Genomic DNA, 18,924 nt, shown 5'->3' on the forward strand with positions numbered 1-18,924 from the left:
CATGATTGGAAGCACAGGTGTTGGAAAAACTGAAATTGCAAGAAGACTAGCTGAACTTTCTGGTGCACCTTTTATAAAGGTTGAGGCAACCCGGTTCACCGAGGTTGGTTACGTAGGGAAAAATGTGGATTCGATGATAAGAGAACTGGTCGACGCTGGCGTCAATATGGTAAAAACAGAAAAAATGAAAGGCGTCGAGGAAAAGGCAAAATTTCTTGTAGAAGAGAGAATACTTGATGCGTTAGTTCCAGGTGCTAAACCCAAAGGCCAACAACCACGAAACATTTTCGAGCTCTTCCAGGGAACTCCACAACAACGTCCTTCGGCTGATGAAGTAGAAAGAATAAGGCGTAAACGAGAAGAATATCGCGAAAAATTAAGACAAGGAACGCTCGAGGATTTTGAAATTGAGATAGAGATGGAAGAGCGTGGGCAATCTATGGTAATGATTCCCGGAATGGAAGATATGGGAATCGATATGTCGAACATTCTCGGGGGAATGCTGCCGAAGAAAAAGAAAAAAAAGAGAGTCAAAATTTCAGAAGCACGAAAACTTCTTTTGCCCATCGAATCTGAAAGGTTACTTGATATGGATAAAGTCATTTCTGAAGCCATTGAACGAGTGCAAAATCGCGGGATTATCTTCATCGATGAAATAGACAAAGTTACTTCCAGAAGTGGGAAAGGTGGTATTGATGTTTCTCGTGAAGGTGTCCAGCGTGACATGCTACCGATAATTGAAGGTACAACTATCAATACAAAATACGGACCTGTCAGAACCGATTTCATATTGTTTGTTGCCGCTGGTGCTTTCCATGTCGGGAAACCTTCAGACTTGATTCCGGAATTTCAAGGAAGGTTCCCAATAAGGGTTGAACTAAACGCACTTACGGAGGCCGATTTTTACCGTATTCTTACCGAACCCAAAAATGCCATCATAAAGCAATACAAATATCTCCTTCAGACAGAAGGGGTAGAGTTGAGCTTCACTGACGACGGGCTTAGAGAAATCGCACATGTTGCTTATTCGCTCAACGAGAAGCTTGAAAATATTGGTGCCAGACGATTGTACACAGTTGTCGAAAAAGTTCTCGAAGAGATTTCCTATAACGCTCCAGATACGGAAACGAAAAGTCTAATCATAGACAGGGAATACGTAAACTCCAGAATCAAAGACATAGCGGAGAATGAGGACTTAAGTGCCTTTATATTGTAAAAATGGAAGCATTGGAATACGCGTTGATATCACTTTCTGGCGATTTTTCCGTAAATGAGATGAACAGCATCATAGCCGAGGGTATAAGCTTAAATGAATTGTTGAAAAGCAGGATACCCTTTCTTCCCGAATATAAGCAGAAGAAAGCGGTAGCATCGGTTTCAGCCGTCGAGAAAGTACTCATAAAGTATAAAGAGAACCTGCTCGTTTATATTCAGGATAATTACCCCGAATATCTCAGAAATATCAATGCGCCTCCAACAGTTATTTTCTTTGAGGGTAATGAAAAGCTACTTTTTGAAGACGGCACGATAGCTGTTGTTGGTTCAAGAAAAGCCACCTCGTATGGGACAAGCATTGCTAAGCAATTCTCGAAAGAGCTTGGCGAGAAGGGATTTGTAATCATCAGCGGCCTGGCTGCGGGTATCGATGCTTGTGCTCATAGAGGATGCCTTGATGCTGGCGGTAAAACTATTGCTGTGCTCGGAACCGGAATTGACATTGTTTATCCCTCAAGCAACCGAGAATTATTCCATAAAATACTCAAAAAAGGCTGCATCATAAGCGAGTTCTTACCTGGAACGCCACCTATGAAACAAAACTTCCCCAGGCGCAATAGAATTATCGCTGGGCTCTCCAGAGTTGCTGTTATAGTTGAAGCAACAATTAGAAGCGGCTCTTTAATCACTGCAAGACTTGCTCTTGAAAATGGCAGAGAGGTTTTAGCCATCCCCGGTGACATAACCCGAAGGAACTCCGAAGGAACAAACTGGTTGATAAAAAACGGGGCTAAGCCGGTAACCGAACTCGCTGATATCCTCGAAGAATTTCCTGGATTTACTCCAGTCATTGAAGAAAAGCCAAAGATAGAAAATTCTGATTCTGTTGTTCTGAATCTTTTAAGAGATAGTCCAAAGGATTTCAACGAACTCCTCGTTCTAACGGGGTTTGAATACGGGCAACTCATGGAAGAGCTGTTAGATTTGCAGCTTAGAGGCCTTATCACAGAAGCGCAAGGCCTTTGGCGGTTTTCGCCATCATAATATGTGAAAGCGTATTTCCGGTGTTATAATCTTATCGTGAATACCATGAAATCCACTTAGAACAGCGCAAAAAATATCTCGCACTGGATTAAGTGAAATTTTCATATTGGCTAATCGTTGATTAGCGGGATTTGTGAAACACTATACAATTTTAAACTGATTACTACATAGGAGGGATGTATTTATGCCATATGTGAATACAAAGGATATTCTTGAGAAGGCAAGTCAGGAATTTTATGCAGTTCCCGCTTTGAACATCAATAATCTTGAATTTCTTCAAGCTATTATCGAGGCTGGCCTTGAAGAAAGAGCACCCGTGATCATTGAAACATCAGAAGGTGCAATCAAATACGCGGGAAATGGGAATATCATGAGAGGAGCTAAACTCTTTGTTGATATGGTAAGAGAATATGCTGATAGCATAGATATACCTGTTGCGCTCCATCTTGATCATGGAAAACATTTTGAATACATTGTAGCAGCTATAAAAGCGGGGTATTCTTCGGTGATGATTGACGCTTCAGAGTATGCTTTTGAAGAAAATCTCAGTATGACAAAGAAAATCGTGGAGATTGCTCACAGTGTCGATGTTTCTGTTGAAGCTGAGCTTGGCAGGCTTGTAGGAATAGAAGATAACGTCGTGGTTGACGCCCATGAGGCAGCTCTTGTAGATCCTGATGAAGCCGTGGAATTCGTTGAAAAATCAGGTGTTGATTTCCTTGCACCGGCTATTGGCACAAGCCATGGCGCTTTCAAATTCAAGGGCGAAGCAAAGCTTGATTATGACAGGCTTAAGAAGGTAAAAGAACGCACCGGGATACCACTTGTGCTACATGGAGCTTCCAGTGTCCCACAAGATATTGTGAAACTGGCTGAAGAATATGGTGCAAGCTTTAAGGGTGCCAGGGGTGTCCCTTCAGAAATACTGAAAGAGACGGTGAAATATGGTATAAACAAAGTGAACACTGATACGGATTTGAGAATGGCTTTCATAGCTGGATTAAGAGAATTCCTCGCTGGAAATCCCACAGAATTTGACCCGCGAAAATACTTCAAAGTACCAAAGGAATATGTGAAGAAACTGATAAGAGAAAGAATGAGGTTACTTGGTTGTTCAAATAAAGCCTGACCTGGAGGTGTGCTTTGTGAAAATATTGGTAATCAACTGTGGCTCTTCATCGATTAAGTATCAGCTGCTAGAAATGGATAATGAAACCGTTCTTGCGAAAGGCCTTCTTGAAAGAATAGGTATATCGGGTTCAAGGTTGAAACACAAAAAGGGGTCCGAAAAATACGAAATAGATGAAGATGTTGTTAACCACAAAGAAGGACTTAACCTTATCATTTCAACGCTTACGGACGAAAAACTTGGTGTGATCAAAGACACATCTGAAATCGATGCTGTGGGTCATAGAGTCGTCCATGGTGGCGAGCTCTTTGCATCTTCTGTGAGAATCAATGACAGAGTCATCAAGGAAATAGAAGCCAACGCTTTTTTGGCACCTTTGCACAACCCGCCAAATATCCAAGGAATAAAAGCAACGATGGAGCTTTTACCAAATGCGTCGCAAGTGGCTGTTTTTGATACTGCCTTCCATCAATCAATGGATCCGAAAGCATATCTTTATGCTATTCCTTACAACTATTACGAAAAGTACAAAATAAGACGCTATGGTTTCCATGGCACAAGCCATCGTTATGTTGCCGCAAGGACTGCTGTCATACTCGAAAGACCCATTGAAGAACTAAAGATCATCACTGTTCATGTGGGAAATGGTGCTTCCATTGCTGCAGTGAAATACGGAAAATCTGTGGATACTTCCATGGGCTTTACCCCTTTGGAAGGTTTAGTAATGGGTACCAGATCAGGCGATATCGACCCTGCAATTGTTCCTTTTCTCCAGGAACAAGAAGGTTTATCGCCCAAGGAAATTACAGAAATACTCAACAAGAAAAGCGGCATGCTTGGCTTAACACGTGGAAAGTATAGTGACATGAGGGAAATTGAAGACGGAGCAATTGCTGGTGATGAAATCTGTAGGCTTGCTCATGATATATACGAATACAGAATTGCAAAATACATTGGTGCTTATGCTGCTGCAATGAACGGCGTAGATGCAATCTCCTTTACCGCTGGTGTTGGAGAAAATAGCCCTTATCTTAGGAAAAATGTGGTAGACAAATATCTCGGATATTTGGGGATAAAACTCGATGAAGAAGCGAATGACTGCAAGGCTTGCGAAAAACTCATTTCGACTCCCGATTCAACAGTGAAGGTACTCATAGTGCCTACAAATGAAGAGCTGGTTATTGCAAGAGATACAGCGGAGATTGTCGAAAAAAACCTTGATGAACTCAATCTCTGGTAATAAGTGACACCCCTAGGGGTGTCACTTATTCTAGAAAAGGAGCTGTCTTTGTGAAAGAAGTCAAATTCGACCCTGATGAAAAAATCGTCCACTTAGGGCAGGAAACTTCTACTGCTTATATTATCCAATCTGGTGGCGCTATTTTGAAACGCAATGGTATTGACCGCATTTTTATTGCTGGTGACCTAATAGACCCTGTGAGTATAGTATCTAGAAAGTGTACAGGTGATGTTTATGCCGTTGGAGCTACATCGCTGATTGCCGGGTCGATCGAAGAGATATTGGAATTCATCAAGAAAAATCCAAAACTCCTGCAGAGAGCGCTGTTAAAAGCCGTTGAGGAGCTGCCTTATTTTGGCGAAGAATTAAGCGATAAGCTTCAATCAATGGAGGAAGTAACGGCAATTTTGATATCTAAAAGACAGGCTCTGCTCAACAAATATCCACCACTCCTTTTTGGCGAAAAGCCTCTATACAGGAAAGCTGTGAAATATCTCCAAAAGAAGGATTTTACCAACGCAGCTCATAATTTCAGGTGCTATCTGAATCAATACCAAAATTCTCTTCTTTCAAGACCCGTAAAATTGTTTCTGGCCCTTGCTGAACTAAACCTTTCAAATTATAATTCCGCTGCTGAGCTATTAACAAGCTTACTGGATAATTCAAAAGATGTAGTTTCGGACTATGTGAGAAAACTTTTCAGTGTTTTTGAACTAAACGAAACTGCTTATATATTGACAAAGGGTGTACCAATCTATCCTAAAACCTTTTACAATAAAATCATCAATGCTAATGAGAACAAAATTACTTTTTTCGAAGAGGACACCCCTCTTGTCGAAGAGGGAGTTCCGCTCAATAAAATATACTACGTGATTGAAGGCGAACTTTGGGTAATCAAGCAACATGGAAGCAAGTTCTTCAAACTAACAGCAATTCCACAAGGTGCCACCTTTGGCGAACTTCACATTTTAACTGGTTCAAAGGCTGACTCAGCACTAATTGGAAAAGCCGGGGCAAAACTGATAGCAATCGACCGTAAGGAGTTTTTCAAAATTTCTATATTTGAACTTCCAGATGTGGGAGTGGAGCTACTCAAATATTTACTTTTGTATGAAAAAGAGTTGCTTGGTAAAGACTAAAGCACTTTAACAATCTCATTGTCAATAAGCCTGGCTTTACCAAGATAAGCCGCGACTGCGAGGATTACCTTACCACTTTTCGCTTCTTTCAAATCGTCTACTGGAGCCAGTGTTTGCTCGTCGACTATTTCAATATAGTCTATATTGATCAAATCCCCTTTACTCAGTGTTTTTATCATTTCAGTTTTGATCGTATGAGTGTCGGTAATCCCCTTTCTTACAAGCTCCACCGCTTTTAGTAAAGCTTTGTGTATGAAAGGTGCCTGAATCCGTTCGGGAGGAGAAAGGTAAACATTTCGCGAACTCATCGCCAGTCCATCAGATTCTCGAACTATCGGCATCTCAACAAGCTCCACAGAAATGTTGAGATCCCTCACCATTCTTCTAATAACCCGGAACTGTTGGGCATCTTTTTGTCCAAAGTAAGCCCTTGTAGGCATGATTATATTGAACAATTTGGTTACTACGGTAGCAACACCGCGAAAATGACCGGGCCTTCTCGCACCACAAAGTCCTTTGGTCAAATTTTCAACCTCTACAAAAGTGGAATGGCCAGTTTCATACATTTCTTCAACCGTTGGAATGAATACATAATCGACTCCAAGCTCCATGAGAAATGAAAGGTCACGTTTTTCATTCCGTGGATAATTGCCATAATCCTCATTGGGGCCAAACTGGGTCGGGTTCACAAATATGCTTACTGTGACAATATCATTGTCTTCTCTTGCCTTTTTCACAAGAGAGAGATGCCCTTCATGAAGATAGCCCATCGTTGGCACCAAACCATGGGTAACACCCCTGCAAAGAAGTTCTAATGCTGTGGCTTTCATTTCATGCACCGTTCTAATGATTTCCACAGGAATCACCCTCTCAGTGAGCTAAGCGAAGTTCCATTTCCTTCTGAACAGCTATCCTCTCAAAGTCTTTCTTCGATAACATAGTGAAGATGACATCATCCTCAGGTATCCACGGTAAGAGAAGCTTATCATAACTTCCACCAAATGCACGTTCCAAATATTCAACAAGCTCGTTGTAGTCAACTCCCGCTGCAGGACCAAAATCCAGTACATATGCAAATTCATCTTTGTGGCTCCAAATACAATATCCCAATAATTCATCATCGTTTTTGATCCCCGAAAAATTGTTGTATTTTGTTAGATAAGATAGTGCTTTTGGATCATTGTACCAGTTGTGTTTTCGATGATATTCTCCCGAAATGCGCATCGCCATATCCTGTACTTCTTTGAAGGGCAGCGGTTCAAGAGATAGGCTCAAATCTTCATTGGCAGGCAAAGTCTTGTAAAAGGAAATCAATTTCCTGCTTATTCTGAACCCATATCTTTCATAGAATTTCTGAGATACAAGATCCATTTCTGGGATTTCAAGAATCACTTTGCTGATGTTTTTCCATTTACAACCTTCTACAATTTTATCCAGAATTTCCAGTCCAAAACCACTTCCTCTGAATTTCTTCAGCATTCCCATGAGACCTATACGGCAGGTATTCTCTCTAAATCCCACCAAAAAAAAGCCGATATCTTTCCCCGAAATCCTGAGGACCGCTGAATCTTTCATGGAAATGGCATTTTCAACCAGATCTCTTTCAAGGCTTTCAAGATTCCAGTGGAAGTTTAGGACATAATCGCTGAAGGCTTCATTCATAACATTAAGAAGCTCAATACGTGATATTTCCTCGATTGTCACATACTGCTTTTTCATAACCAGATCACGCCTTTCTGCCTTTCCTTGAAGAGTTATTGTATTTATGCATGTTTTCATGCTCTTCAACAAGTTCATGGAAAAGGTCTTTCAGAGTCCAACTTAAATTATTTTCTGTTGTAGTAGCAAATATCCAGTTACTCTTGGATACTTTCCGAAAATGTTTCAATATTTCGGGTATTTCCTTGCTTTCAATGTTATGGAAAATCATAAAAGAATAACCTCTCAAATCCAGCTTTTGAGATTTGGAATTTCCGGTTTTTCCAGTTATAACAGAATAAAGCTTTTCTTCTTCCAAACCAGTGCAATCCCTTGTTTGGTAATTTATGAAAAACTTTTCAGCAATTCTCTTTTCCTCTTCAGACTCTGTGTAAAATAGAACCACGGGAGTCCCTGATCTCATGTGATCACTCCTTCATAAACACCGAAATCACCACAATTTTACCATGCTGTTAGTATTAACAAAACTATATGGTTAAAAACAACTACTGCCTTTTCAACTTTTCACTTTTAACCAGAAACTCGCATATCTTTTCCAGGAACTCTTCATCGACTGCTGAAAAGGCGTCTATGTGATGGCTATCTATGTCTATTTCACCGATAATGTTTCCCATATCAATAATGGGAACCACGATTTCGGATTTCGTCTTATCACTGCAACTCAGGTAATTTTTCTCTCTACTGACGTCTGGAACCACAAAGATTTCCTTCGACTCCGCAGCCTGACCGCATATGCCCTGGCCGAATTTTATTTTCACATGCTCAGTTGGCTCTCCAATAAATGGGCCAAGTTCCAGCTGTTTCTTTGAGCTGACGAGATAGAAGCCCGTCCAATTATAGTATTCAACATAGTGATCGAGAAGCTTTACTACCTCTCTCAGCGCTTCTTCCCCTGAAAGAGGGTTCAGGGCTGATTGCAATAAAGTAAAAAGTTTTTTGAACTTCTCTACCTTTTCCTCTTCATCGGTATCTTTAGAAACCATGTATTCCCTATATGTTTTAAACTCCTTCATTTTCTCGATGATAAAATCATCAACGGAATCGAGCATGCCTTTTCTGCTCAAGGAAAGCAGATCTATCATAACTACATGCCCGCGAGATGTGGGAACAACTATACTCTCTGTTTTGCCAAAAGCCACCATGAGGAAAACCACAAAATCTTCTCTGGACAGTTCAAGAAAACCAGAGAGATTTTTGAGGTTTTTCAATACCGTACTCTTTACTTCAGATCCCAATGAAAGCCATCTTTGATGAAGGTAATCGAGTTCTCTTCGTTCCATACCCGCGAGTGTCTTCTCAACGTCTCTCTCACTCATGCAGTTTTTCATGAGATACTCTTCCCATATTCTGGGATGATCTTTTCTGTATTCCAACCAAAAGGAGAACCATTTTTCCTTTGGAAAGCTGAGGATTTTGAAAAACTCTTCAGAAAAATCTCTAAGTATGCTTCTCACGTTATTAGAACCTCCTTCAACAAGCCATTTTTGAGTTCGAAAACCTTGTCACAGATATTCAGAGTTTCAGCATCATGGCTGGTAAGCACTATTGGAACTCTACGTTCTGTAATTTTGCGAAAAAGCCTAAGTATCCCCTTCTTGTTATCTTCATCTACGCTGCCAGTGGGTTCATCTGCAAATACAATCTTTGGCTTTCCAACAAGGGCACGTACTATTGCCACTCTTTGCTGTTCTCCAACTGACAATTCTGAAGGATAACGGTATATTAGCTGAGATATTCCCATTGTCGATAGTAATTCATTGATTTCCTCAGACTTTATTTCCTGCCCTCTAGCCAAAGAAGCGACTTTTAGATTATCCTCAACCGTTAGCTCTTTGAGTAGGTTCCTGAGTTGAAAAACTATTCCCATTCGCTTTCTCATAGAAAGCATCGACCGGAAGGATTCATATACCTTATTGCTATCTACAAAGATATCGCCTGAAACCGGCTTCATCAAACCGGCAAGTATAGCGATTAGAGTTGACTTTCCAGAGCCTGACTTACCGAAAATACCACAGATTTCGGGTGAATCCACTGTAAAATCAAGCCCCCTGAGAACATTTACCTGACCATAAGAATGAACGACTTTTCGGGCTTCAAGTACAGCGTCACTCATATCTCAATACCTCCATGGGATCGACTTTTCCAGCATGCCTTGCAGGAATCAACGAAAAGATGGTTATCAATACGAACTCAAAGATAAGCGCTAACAGAAAATCTGACCAGCTGAATTTGACAGGTAGGTAAGTTGCATAAAAAACCTCCTCAGGCAATGGCACCTTGACACCCGAAATAATCAGCAAAGATACTCCTCCAATGATACTGCCGAGCAGCAGGCCAACAATAGAGACTATTACAGCCTGCATCCAAAATACAAAGGCTATATAGCCAGGAGACAATCCCAATGAACTCAATATCCCGATTTCATGCCTTCTGGTTAAGACAGAATAGAGTATGGCATTCATTATTCCGAAACCCGACAAAAGAACCACAAAAAGCGTTATTACAAGTGCAAAAAACTCATCCACCTTCACAGCTTTCGCAAAACTTTCGTTTAACTCCGTCCAGGTGTAGATATTGCCAGCAATCTTTTTGCCAAGCTCTTCTTTCACCCTGTTGGCCTGCCTGGGATCGTTAAGATATATCGCCCACAAGCCGTTACTGCTGTTGTCATTGGCGATACAGATATTCGAGTCAAATTGATAAACCCCTGTTTTCAAAATACCCGATACAATTACTCGACGTGAAAAGGGACGGTTAATTACGCTCCATGTCATTTGCACAGCATCTCCGGGTTTAAGTCCCAACGATTCTGAAAGTGCTGAGCCAATCAATATCTCACCATCTTCTGGGGGCTCACCGGAAAGCACAAAGCGGGAAAAAAATCCCAGACCTTCTGCATCCGTGGTATAGACGATTACCCCTTTGAATTTTCCTCCCATGGATATGACGCCTTCTGACAATTCAAGATGAAATATCCGGGAAATTCCATCTATATCGTCAGCAGGCTTTGAAGTGCTATCTACAAGTAAATGGGGGAAAAAGCCTGTTAATGAATCCAACAACAAAGCATCAAAACCGTGTATTACTGAGAGAATGACAATAAGCCCCGCAAACCCAATTCCGATAGCAATTACGGGTATTACAAAATGCTTTTTTTCCTTAAACGCAAAGCTCTTTGCGAGTTTCCCGGCAAGCAACAATTTTCTCATTTCCTACTCCCAAGCAAGACAATATAGTCATAATCGGAAATATAATATCTATTCTTGGAATACACATCCAGAAGTGAGTAATATTCTCTCACTCCTTGAAGCTGATATGTCCTGAATACCCGTGGTTTGTGCAGAGGATGTGCAGCTCCGAAGAATTTTATTATTTCATCAGCAGGATTGTTTATGAATATAACGGTTTCTTGTGAAGCAACATCTCGTATGTGAAGGTATTCGTCAATTGTATCCACATGCAAACCTGTTCTTTTGAGCCATTGCCCTTTGACGATCTCAGCAAAGGATCTGAACCCGGGGATATTGTTTATAACAAGTACTTTCACTTCGTTCACTTTTTCATTTGCTTCTTCGGAGATTATTATGTTGCCTTCCTCATCGAGACGATAGGGAAGTGTTCTAAAAGAAATTGAAAAACCATTATTCAGAAGATTACTTGCAAAACTAAGGGCATGTACAAAATCAAACTCCATTCGGGTGTTCCTTGCAAAAAATACTGCTGTCTTGAACATGCCCGAAAATGATAACTCTCGAAAGTTATTTAGTAGCTTTTCCATAACATCCTTTTGACGGTCAATCCTACCTATATCTCCTGAAGCATCGTATCGGTATCTTAGATATCCTAAAAGTTCATTTCCCGCAAGGTGATAAATACCAGGATCGAAATGTATGTGTAGATTCTGTTGATAATCGTCATAGTGCATGGGCTTTGTGATTTCAACTTCTACTGGACCAACGAAATCAGTTAATTTGACCACAGTAGAATAATCTAAAACCATATAGCCAAAGCAACTTCCCTTTACTATGCTTTCAACACTCTTTTTCATGGCTTCTATTCCAAATCGATTTAGCAACGCATTTATCTTCATTTCTTTTCCATCCCAGGAAACAAGAGTATCTCTAGGAATTCTGAGAGCTTCCAATCCGGCTTCTCCTGACTTCAGAGCAAGGATAAAATCCGTTCTCCCTCCTATCGAATTTTTCCCGCCAGAATCAGTACCAAGAAGCAAGAAAAAACCTGTGCCTTCAGCCTCTTTGAAGCGGGTAAAAACATCAAATGCAATAAGCTGAAGAGAAAAAATCGAAAGAAGCAACAATATCGCTATGAGAGAAATCAATCCCTTTTTCAAAGGCATTTACCATTACCACTCCGCAAAAAGCGCCATGAGATCTTCAAGCGATTTTTCTTCAAGATACAGCTTCTTAACAGGGCTTTCCGAAAGGGATGTCCTGATTTCTATTGGGTATTGGGTAATGGTAGAGACTTTGAAATATTTCAGGCTGCTTTCGCTCAGCCGTTGTAAAATTGCAGCAAATCCAGCTTTTGAAATACTTGCATCACTGTCACGCTCTAAAATTGTATCTACATAACTTTTCAATTTCCAATAATCAAAGAATTCCAATCCTCTTCTCGAGAGTCTGTCAAGCAATTCCTGGTAATTGTCCGTATTCAACCCGAATTTCAAAGCAAGTTCTTTGATACCCTTTTGATCTGTTTCCCAGTAGTAATATTCATCGCTGCTTATACCCAGCCAGCTATCTATCAATTTCTTGGTTTCATTAAGAGAATTCCCGCTTAACGTTTTTTCAAGCGGCTCAAGAGCAAGATATTCAGGTAGCTCGAGGATTACAGTGCCATAATCTTTCTTATTCCGTATGAGAATATAAAACGGATTTTCAGCATCAACATGAATCAAGTAATCTATTTTCTTTGCCTGAAATTCTTCACTGTTTCGTATGACAGATATCTGGAAATAAAAATAAGCAGCGCCAATTACAAGCACTAAAACCACAACAAGGGCAATCATAATACCATAACTACTTCTGCTTTTCTTATTGCGAATTCTTATAGTTGCCAATCAAAACACCCCCAAGCAATAGCCGATTCCAGGTATTCACTGTCTCCGGTAAGATAAACTGATTACTTTTCAATGCCCAGCTCATCTTTAATCTTATCACGGCTGCGTAGGTTTTTTCCAGATTGTCAAAGGCATTTTTTCGAATTAAGGATGCCTCCGGGAATGTTCTGTTCTCCTCTGCCATGTCAGCTATAAGCAAGGCTTTAGCAGAGTTAGAAAGATCTGGATGTCCAGAAACATGCCAAAAAACAGCCTTGAAGATTTCGTCGTTAACATTAAATACCCTTTTCAAGTATAGGGCTGCTAATTTTCCATGAAGCAGAACCGGCTTTTCCGCCTCCAGCTTGTTAAAGGTATAGTTAAAGCTATTAGCCATGTTCAGAAGAATTCTTCCATCAATATCCCGGAAGAGATCGTGTCCCAAAGCCATCATACGACAAGAAGTTTTATCGAGGTTATAAACGTCAGCCAATTTTACGATGAGCTTCTCAACACCCAGTATATGTTTTATCCGATTGCTTCTACAAAGCGCTTGTGCAATGATTTTCAGCTTCTCAACTTTTTGGAACTGAATACTCAAGGGTTATTGTCACCTCACCTTTGTCAGGAACGGTGATAGTAACCTCAAAATCGCCTCCCTCATTTATTTTTAGCTCTTTCTCAATTCCATTTACATATAGAACATATTTTATCGTTCCCAATGGAAGAACATCTGAAATTGTAACTTCATGTGACTCGCTATCGGTATTTTTCAATATGTAAACTCTACGATACTTCAAAGCGTTATAGCTTTTTCCGATAAATGCATCTTTCGATTTCGCCGTGACTTCAAGCGACTTTGCAACGTTGGTTAAATTCAGTACCTCTCCTTTAACATGTGTGGTTATAGAAGTAAAACCTGAATACCTATCTCCATCAAAAAGCTGCACAGTCCCAGCTGGTAAATCGAAAGGAAGGTTTTTGATTTCATAGTCAATAGAAACCCCTGTAAAAGAACCAAGGAAGCTGGGACGATATACATACCTTTTTATCGGTGTTATCTCTTCTGAAAGGAAAGCAATCTTCGCGCCACCTTCCAATGGAATGACAGGCAACCGATAGAAGATGAAATCCGGGGACTTTCCCTCAGGTGATGCGGCAAAGTTCAGTGCTTCCGCTTTATAAAGCCCTCTTACAACCTGATTGATATTGGGTTCAGGAATGTCGGCGGCTACAACATAGCATTCTCTTTGCCCAGGATCAAAATCAAGATTAAGACTCATATAACCAGTTATCATACTCACTTCATCAAATCTAATCATGTAGCTAGCATTCCAGCCTCCGTTTGTAATAACGTATGAATAGAAAATTCTGCTTTCCGGGGATTTTGGAAAGTGAAGGATAAATTTGTCCACAGAACTAAATTCCGTTTCCGGAAAGATGGGATATCCTTCGGGTTTGTAGTAAATCGCTCCACTCTTCATATCCTTTAGCACCGGCGTTGTAGAAATCAAATACAATTCCTTTTCTTCACCCCATGAAAATCTAAAGCGGATATTTTTCCTTAAATTCTTTTTGTATAAACTTTCAAGATCGTCTTTCCTTTTGTAAGCGATTTGAGTTTCTTGAGGTAATCCAGTTGCGAGAAAGTTTTGCCATTCTAATTTAGCATTAATCGGAGCTTCAATGGTAAAAGTTTCTGTTGAAGGCGTTGCGTCGCCCACTAAAACCACAAAATTGTTGAAGACATACAGCTTCTCTTTAGCTTGGAGTAACACAGTTAAAAGTAAGAAAACAATCAGCAGCACTGTTGCCTTTTTCATATCCCCACCTCCTTGATTTACCAGATTTCTGTGGTTACTTCAATGATATCGAATCCGTTTTCGGAAATCCTCTTTTCAATACATTGGAAAAGTGATTCCAGCTCGCCTTTTGAATTTGCAATCATTCCGGCTGAAATTTCCAGCCAGTTTTTTGAATCATGCTTGCCACTTTCTATAACTGATGCATTGAAGGATTTTTTTAACTCATTTTGCAATCTTTTTGAAATGCTTCTTTTTTCTTTTAAAGATCTTATTCCGTAGAGTTTTATCACATAGCTTTTGTATCCAAAGTGCATAATATCCCCTTCTTACTTCAGACTAATAGAATTCTTTCACAGTTCATGGTCTTAAAAATGAAAAGAGGGGGCTCAAGCCCCCTCTTTTTAGTAAGCTTATTCTTCTTCCAATTCTCGCTGTCTTTCCACAATGACCTTTTGTTGAATATCAGGTGGTGTTTCCTGATAGCCAGCAAATTTCATGGTAAAGTACCCTCTACCACTGGTTATTGAACTCAATTTACTGGAGAAATCAAGCATTTCTGACAATGGAACCTGTGCGATGACCTTACTAATACCCTTACCAACGGATTCCATTCCCATGGGTCTGCCTCTTCGAGAAGTAACTTCGCCCATTACATCACCAGCATTTTCGTCCGGGACAAATATTTCCACATCCATAATTGGTTCGAGGATAACCGGGTTAGCTTCCTGCATACCTTTTTTGAATGCCTGGCTGGCAGCTATCTGGAAAGACATGTCAGAAGAATCAACATCATGATATGACCCATAAACTAAGGTAACGCGTACGTCAACAACAGGGTAACTGGCCAGAACACCCTTTTTCATCGCTTCTTTGATACCTTTTTCAACGGCCGGGATGTAGTTCTTGGGAATTACGCCTCCAACTATCTTATCAACAAATTCAAAACCGGCACCTCTTTCCAGCGGTTCTATTTCAATTTGAACATGTCCATATTGCCCATGACCGCCAGTCTGTTTCTTGTGCTTGTACTCTGCTGTAACTTTTCTTCTAATAGTTTCTCGGTAGGCTATCTTTGGTTTTCCCACTTCCACATCCACAGAAAATAGCTTCTTGAGTCTTTCCACCATGATATCGAGATGAACACTGCCAAGGCCGGAAATAACAGTCTCACCAGTTTCTGCATCGTGTTCCCAGACAAAGGTTGGATCTGATTCGGCCAGCCTTGAGAGACCATTGCTAATTTTATCAATATCCGATTTGGATTTTGGCTGAACAGATTTTGACAACATGGGTTCTGGCCAATCAAGCAATTTAAGCTTTAATTGGCGGTCTTTATGTGTGATGGTGTCTCCGACAGCGCTCTTTTTCAGCTTGGCAATTTTAACAATATCACCAAGAGAGGCTTCTGTGAGTTCGATATCTTTTGTGCCATCAACTATCAGTAAGTGCCCAGCTTTTTCTGTGGAATCCTGGTCCACAACCATAAAAGAATCACCCTGTTTTAATGAACCAGAAATGACCTTAATGAAGGTCAATTTCCCCACAAATGGGTCAACGGTAGATTTAAAAATGTATCCCACAAGAGGTTCAGATTCTAAAGGCTCTACCAAGATTTCTCCACCATTTACGAGTTCAGCAGACCAAGGCGCTGCCTCCTCGGGTGTTTTTCCCAATGATACAAAAGTGTCAAGAAGGAGATTGATACCTATGTTTTTCATAGCGGAACCAAGAAGCACAGGGATAATCTGATTCTCAACATACGCCTTTCTCAAGGTTTCCTTGAGTTCATCGGTGGTGATTTCTTCTCCCTCAAAATATTTTTCCATCAGAGCTTCATCAGTTTCGATTACGTCTTCTATCATCTTTGTTCTAGCTTCTTCTACGGCGTTCTGGAGATCAGCTGGAACATCTTCGACATTGAATTTACCGGTTTCGCCTTCATAAATATATGCCTTGTTTTCCACGAGATCAACTATACCCTTGAGTTCAGAAGCACTCCCTATTGGAAGCTGTAACAAAACAGGGGTTCTTTCAAAAGTTTCTCTGATTTCATCGAGAGTGGCCTTGTAACCGGCACGATCTTTGTCCAACATGTTGAAGAAAACCATTATGCTTTTGTTCAGTTCCTTGGCAATATTTCCGAATCTTTCTGTCATTATTTCCATGCCAGAAACAGCGTTGATGACTGTCAAAACATTCTCAGAAGAGTAAAGACCATTAACTGTTTCTGCATGGAACTCTGCCATGCCCGGAGTGTCCACCAAGTTTATTCTCACGCCTTTATGGCTTAAGCCGGTAATACCGAGAGAAAAGCTCGCTTTGCGGTTTTTTTCAGCTTCTTCGGTATCTGTGACGAATACACCTGTTCGATCGAGTTTCCCCGAAGTAAAAAGAATGGAATCGATTAAATGGGTTTTACCACAACCATGATGACCCAAAAGAACAATGTTTCGTTTGTCTTTGGGATTGATCTTGTCCATAAACTCCACCTCCAAAACTACTTATAATCTATCATTATGGCAACAGGAAGGACAGGCGCTCCAGAAGAAGGGGAATTTAACAACTTACCCCCGACAACGATCGCTGAACTTCGCCCACCGTCCAGACACATCAAATTGGAAAAATTTTTGTCCGAGAAAAATTCTATCATTTCTTTAAAACTTAATCCATAGCTTCTTGACTGATACCCATCAACAACCATAAAAACCAGCGACCCGCGTGTAGTTATTCCCACAAAGGTTCTGGGTGCTCTGTTATCCAGCAAGGAGGAATTATAAAAATTTCTTTCGTATTCGCTTGCCGGATCGCCATTAGATATTATCAAGGGACCTCCTTCTACGGCAAAATCAAGGTTATATCCATAGCTGTTGTAGGTTTCAAACTCAACTTTCTGTCCAACATCTATTTCACCGGTTTTTTCAAGCCCTGTTGGAGAAATCAACAGTGTATAGGTCCCTTTCTCAACTCTTTCATTATAGCTTTTTCCAACCACAATGCCGTTCTTTATGTTCAAATAGGTAAAGTCCTCATAGTAAGGAATAATACCATTGAAATGATCATTGTAAACGAGAAGCTCTCCTTTATAAGGCGTGTTTACACCTTTAATTCTAACCTTTCTCTCGTTGACTTTTAGAAATAGCTCGATATCCATTCTCGAAATCCCTATTTCCCCATCTCGGGTAACAAAAAAGATGGGTCTGCCCAGAGAAGGGAGGCTAACGATTTCGCCTTTATCTACCAACAAACCAATTGGAAAATTGTTAGATGGGTCAAAATATCCCGCATTTATAACTGCAAATGCACCATTTTTCTCTGCAATGTCCCGTATATCCCTAACAGAAGGAATCCCATTTCCTCCATAGGCTAGTTCTATTTTGAAAGCCTCTGGCTCAAATTCAAGGAGGGTAATCACGAATTTTCTACCGGAAACTATTCCCTCGACACTGCTGAGTTTATAACTTTCACCAGATGAAGTTGATAATACTCTCCCCCATCCGGAAGATTTACGAATGATAACCCGTTTTCCGTCAAAGACAGGATAAGCCTGATACCACTCGCTTTTCCCATCTAACAAAAATCTCAGCATTTGCTTGCCCGAATAAACCTCAAATTCACTGCCAATATTCACATCATCCGATACAACGGGCTTGAAGGTTACAATCAGAGCCCCGGTTTCTGTATGCCAGTAGTTCATGAATCCCATAGGAACAGGTCTGTCAAATTCAAAAATGACACTATCAGTGCCTTTTTGTATGTTCATAAGCCTGAAAGGCTGATCATAGAAAATAACGCTACTCTCCGTCTCGGTTTGTGAAAGATTTAAAAAGTAACAAATGAAACTTGCATCGAGATAAATCTTTGAGCCTTTTGATAATACCACATGTTCAAATGTTTCATTGAAGTCCAAAATAGCTTTCTCTGAGTTCGCGTAAACAGATAGCATCTTTCCACCTGGAAGTATTATAAAAAGTTCTTTTCCATTCGCAGATGATGAGACTATGCTATCTTTCAAAACTTCATCTACAAAATCAACTGACACAAAATTACGGGAACCGTCCTTAAATAGCATTTCTTCGGAAAACTGATAAAGCTTCCCTGCATAGGAGAATACAAGAGTTTTAGAAAGAGCTAATGTTGACAGGAGCATTATCATGATAGTGATCAAAATACTTTTCCACATTTTCAAACCTCAAAATATCTCATGTATGAGTTCAAGTTTTGGAACTTCATCCATTGAGAAGCTGTAAGCCTCAAGCAATCTTTTTCTAGCATATTCATATCTGTTCACATCATTGGTGTAAATAACAGCCAACGGTTCTCCAGCTTCTACTCTTTCTCCTACCTTTTTCAATATTTCAATGCCAACAGCTGGATCAATCTTGTCACCTTTCTTTTCACGCCCAGCACCCAACACCATTGCAGAAATCCCTATTTCCTGGGCATCTATACTTTTTATGAATCCTTTCTGAGGGCTTTCCACGGTAAACTTATACTGTGAAGCTGGGAGAATTTGCTCTGGCTTATCGACCACTTCAGGGTTCCCGCCTTGTGCTTCAACGAATTCTTCAAACTTC

Annotated in this window: 18 protein-coding genes and 1 pseudogene; 5 read left to right on the forward strand and 14 right to left on the reverse strand. The window is 40.4% G+C overall.

The genetic code is table 11. From position 1 onward, the window contains the following. The 5 genes from hslU to AC3LHT_RS01305 form a co-directional block, all read left to right on the forward strand. On the forward strand, positions 1 to 1,216 hold a 1,216-nt coding region (gene hslU, locus AC3LHT_RS01285), incomplete at its 5' end, for an ATP-dependent protease ATPase subunit HslU (RefSeq protein WP_488661726.1). Between the two features lie 2 nt (positions 1,217 to 1,218). Continuing rightward, positions 1,219 to 2,259, forward strand: coding sequence for a DNA-processing protein DprA (dprA, locus tag AC3LHT_RS01290; RefSeq protein ID WP_488661727.1), 1,041 nt, complete (start codon positions 1,219 to 1,221; stop codon positions 2,257 to 2,259). A gap of 184 nt (positions 2,260 to 2,443) precedes the next feature. Then, entirely contained in the window at positions 2,444 to 3,388 is a 945-nt protein-coding gene (fba, locus tag AC3LHT_RS01295) for a class II fructose-1,6-bisphosphate aldolase (RefSeq protein WP_290644385.1), read from the forward strand. Between the two features lie 16 nt (positions 3,389 to 3,404). Next, positions 3,405 to 4,628, forward strand: coding sequence for an acetate/propionate family kinase (locus AC3LHT_RS01300; protein WP_488661728.1), 1,224 nt, complete (start codon positions 3,405 to 3,407; stop codon positions 4,626 to 4,628). Between the two features lie 50 nt (positions 4,629 to 4,678). Beyond that, positions 4,679 to 5,767, forward strand: a complete 1,089-nt coding sequence (locus AC3LHT_RS01305) for a cyclic nucleotide-binding domain-containing protein (RefSeq protein ID WP_488661729.1) — start codon at positions 4,679 to 4,681, stop codon at positions 5,765 to 5,767. On the opposite strand, the gene panC is transcribed toward AC3LHT_RS01305, so the two are convergent. The 14 genes and pseudogenes from panC to deoA all read right to left on the reverse strand — a co-directional run. Next, the gene (gene panC, locus AC3LHT_RS01310) at positions 5,764 to 6,624 is read right to left on the reverse strand and encodes a pantoate--beta-alanine ligase (RefSeq protein ID WP_488661730.1); all 861 of its coding nucleotides are present in this window, start codon (positions 6,622 to 6,624) and stop codon (positions 5,764 to 5,766) included. The genes AC3LHT_RS01305 and panC overlap by 4 nt on opposite strands. A 13-nt stretch (positions 6,625 to 6,637) precedes the next feature. Next, positions 6,638 to 7,546 carry a GNAT family N-acetyltransferase gene (locus AC3LHT_RS01315; RefSeq protein WP_488661731.1) on the reverse strand — a complete coding sequence of 303 codons (909 nt, stop codon included), beginning with the start codon at positions 7,544 to 7,546 and terminating at the stop codon, positions 6,638 to 6,640. Next, on the reverse strand, positions 7,494 to 7,889 hold the full coding sequence (locus AC3LHT_RS01320) for a DUF3783 domain-containing protein (RefSeq protein ID WP_488661732.1): 396 nt from the start codon (positions 7,887 to 7,889) through the stop codon (positions 7,494 to 7,496). The genes AC3LHT_RS01315 and AC3LHT_RS01320 overlap by 53 nt, the downstream gene beginning before the upstream one ends. An 82-nt stretch (positions 7,890 to 7,971) precedes the next feature. Further along, on the reverse strand, positions 7,972 to 8,940 hold the full coding sequence (locus AC3LHT_RS01325; RefSeq protein WP_488661733.1) for a GAF domain-containing protein: 969 nt from the start codon (positions 8,938 to 8,940) through the stop codon (positions 7,972 to 7,974). Beyond that, positions 8,937 to 9,599 (reverse strand): ABC transporter ATP-binding protein, encoded by a 663-nt coding sequence (locus AC3LHT_RS01330; RefSeq protein ID WP_290644394.1) that lies wholly within the window; start codon positions 9,597 to 9,599, stop codon positions 8,937 to 8,939. Before AC3LHT_RS01330 ends, AC3LHT_RS01325 begins: the two co-directional genes overlap by 4 nt. After that, complete coding sequence (locus tag AC3LHT_RS01335) at positions 9,592 to 10,695, reverse strand: ABC transporter permease (RefSeq protein ID WP_488661734.1); 1,104 nt, start codon at positions 10,693 to 10,695, stop codon at positions 9,592 to 9,594. Before AC3LHT_RS01335 ends, AC3LHT_RS01330 begins: the two co-directional genes overlap by 8 nt. Beyond that, a complete protein-coding gene (locus AC3LHT_RS01340; RefSeq protein WP_290667023.1) occupies positions 10,692 to 11,843 on the reverse strand; it encodes an LCP family protein in 1,152 nt (383 codons plus the stop codon). Before AC3LHT_RS01340 ends, AC3LHT_RS01335 begins: the two co-directional genes overlap by 4 nt. A 6-nt stretch (positions 11,844 to 11,849) precedes the next feature. Beyond that, positions 11,850 to 12,566 (reverse strand): hypothetical protein, encoded by a 717-nt coding sequence (locus tag AC3LHT_RS01345; protein ID WP_488661735.1) that lies wholly within the window; start codon positions 12,564 to 12,566, stop codon positions 11,850 to 11,852. Continuing rightward, entirely contained in the window at positions 12,541 to 13,146 is a 606-nt protein-coding gene (yqeK, locus tag AC3LHT_RS01350; protein ID WP_290644402.1) for a bis(5'-nucleosyl)-tetraphosphatase (symmetrical) YqeK, read from the reverse strand. Before yqeK ends, AC3LHT_RS01345 begins: the two co-directional genes overlap by 26 nt. Beyond that, positions 13,121 to 14,368: a hypothetical protein gene (locus tag AC3LHT_RS01355; RefSeq protein ID WP_290644404.1), complete on the reverse strand. Its 1,248-nt coding sequence runs from the start codon at positions 14,366 to 14,368 to the stop codon at positions 13,121 to 13,123. The genes yqeK and AC3LHT_RS01355 overlap by 26 nt, the downstream gene beginning before the upstream one ends. Before the next feature lie 17 nt (positions 14,369 to 14,385). After that, the gene (locus tag AC3LHT_RS01360; protein WP_290644406.1) at positions 14,386 to 14,664 is read right to left on the reverse strand and encodes a DUF503 domain-containing protein; all 279 of its coding nucleotides are present in this window, start codon (positions 14,662 to 14,664) and stop codon (positions 14,386 to 14,388) included. A 96-nt stretch (positions 14,665 to 14,760) separates the two neighbouring features. Beyond that, entirely contained in the window at positions 14,761 to 16,830 is a 2,070-nt protein-coding gene (fusA, locus tag AC3LHT_RS01365; protein WP_290644408.1) for an elongation factor G, read from the reverse strand. A 17-nt stretch (positions 16,831 to 16,847) separates the two neighbouring features. After that, positions 16,848 to 18,530, reverse strand: coding sequence for a phosphodiester glycosidase family protein (locus AC3LHT_RS01370; RefSeq protein WP_488661736.1), 1,683 nt, complete (start codon positions 18,528 to 18,530; stop codon positions 16,848 to 16,850). 9 nt (positions 18,531 to 18,539) lie between these two features. Next, a pseudogene (gene deoA / locus AC3LHT_RS01375) lies at positions 18,540 to 18,924 on the reverse strand (pyrimidine-nucleoside phosphorylase); the annotation flags it as partial.

It is taken from the genome of Kosmotoga sp. (assembly GCF_982836095.1).

Excerpts from the sequence above, each read along its gene's own strand:
- fba (WP_290644385.1), top strand. The coding sequence starts at position 2,444 with ATGCCATATGTGAATACAAAGGATATTCTTGAGAAGGCAAGTCAGGAA.
- AC3LHT_RS01340 (WP_290667023.1), bottom strand. The coding sequence starts at position 11,843 with ATGCCTTTGAAAAAGGGATTGATTTCTCTCATAGCGATATTGTTGCTT.
- fusA (WP_290644408.1), bottom strand. The coding sequence starts at position 16,830 with ATGGACAAGATCAATCCCAAAGACAAACGAAACATTGTTCTTTTGGGT.
- AC3LHT_RS01355 (WP_290644404.1), bottom strand. The coding sequence starts at position 14,368 with ATGAAAAAGGCAACAGTGCTGCTGATTGTTTTCTTACTTTTAACTGTG.
- dprA (WP_488661727.1), top strand. The coding sequence starts at position 1,219 with ATGGAAGCATTGGAATACGCGTTGATATCACTTTCTGGCGATTTTTCC.
- AC3LHT_RS01335 (WP_488661734.1), bottom strand. The coding sequence starts at position 10,695 with ATGAGAAAATTGTTGCTTGCCGGGAAACTCGCAAAGAGCTTTGCGTTT.
- AC3LHT_RS01370 (WP_488661736.1), bottom strand. The coding sequence starts at position 18,530 with ATGTGGAAAAGTATTTTGATCACTATCATGATAATGCTCCTGTCAACA.
- AC3LHT_RS01320 (WP_488661732.1), bottom strand. The coding sequence starts at position 7,889 with ATGAGATCAGGGACTCCCGTGGTTCTATTTTACACAGAGTCTGAAGAG.
- AC3LHT_RS01315 (WP_488661731.1), bottom strand. The coding sequence starts at position 7,546 with ATGAAAACATGCATAAATACAATAACTCTTCAAGGAAAGGCAGAAAGG.
- AC3LHT_RS01330 (WP_290644394.1), bottom strand. The coding sequence starts at position 9,599 with ATGAGTGACGCTGTACTTGAAGCCCGAAAAGTCGTTCATTCTTATGGT.
- AC3LHT_RS01360 (WP_290644406.1), bottom strand. The coding sequence starts at position 14,664 with ATGCACTTTGGATACAAAAGCTATGTGATAAAACTCTACGGAATAAGA.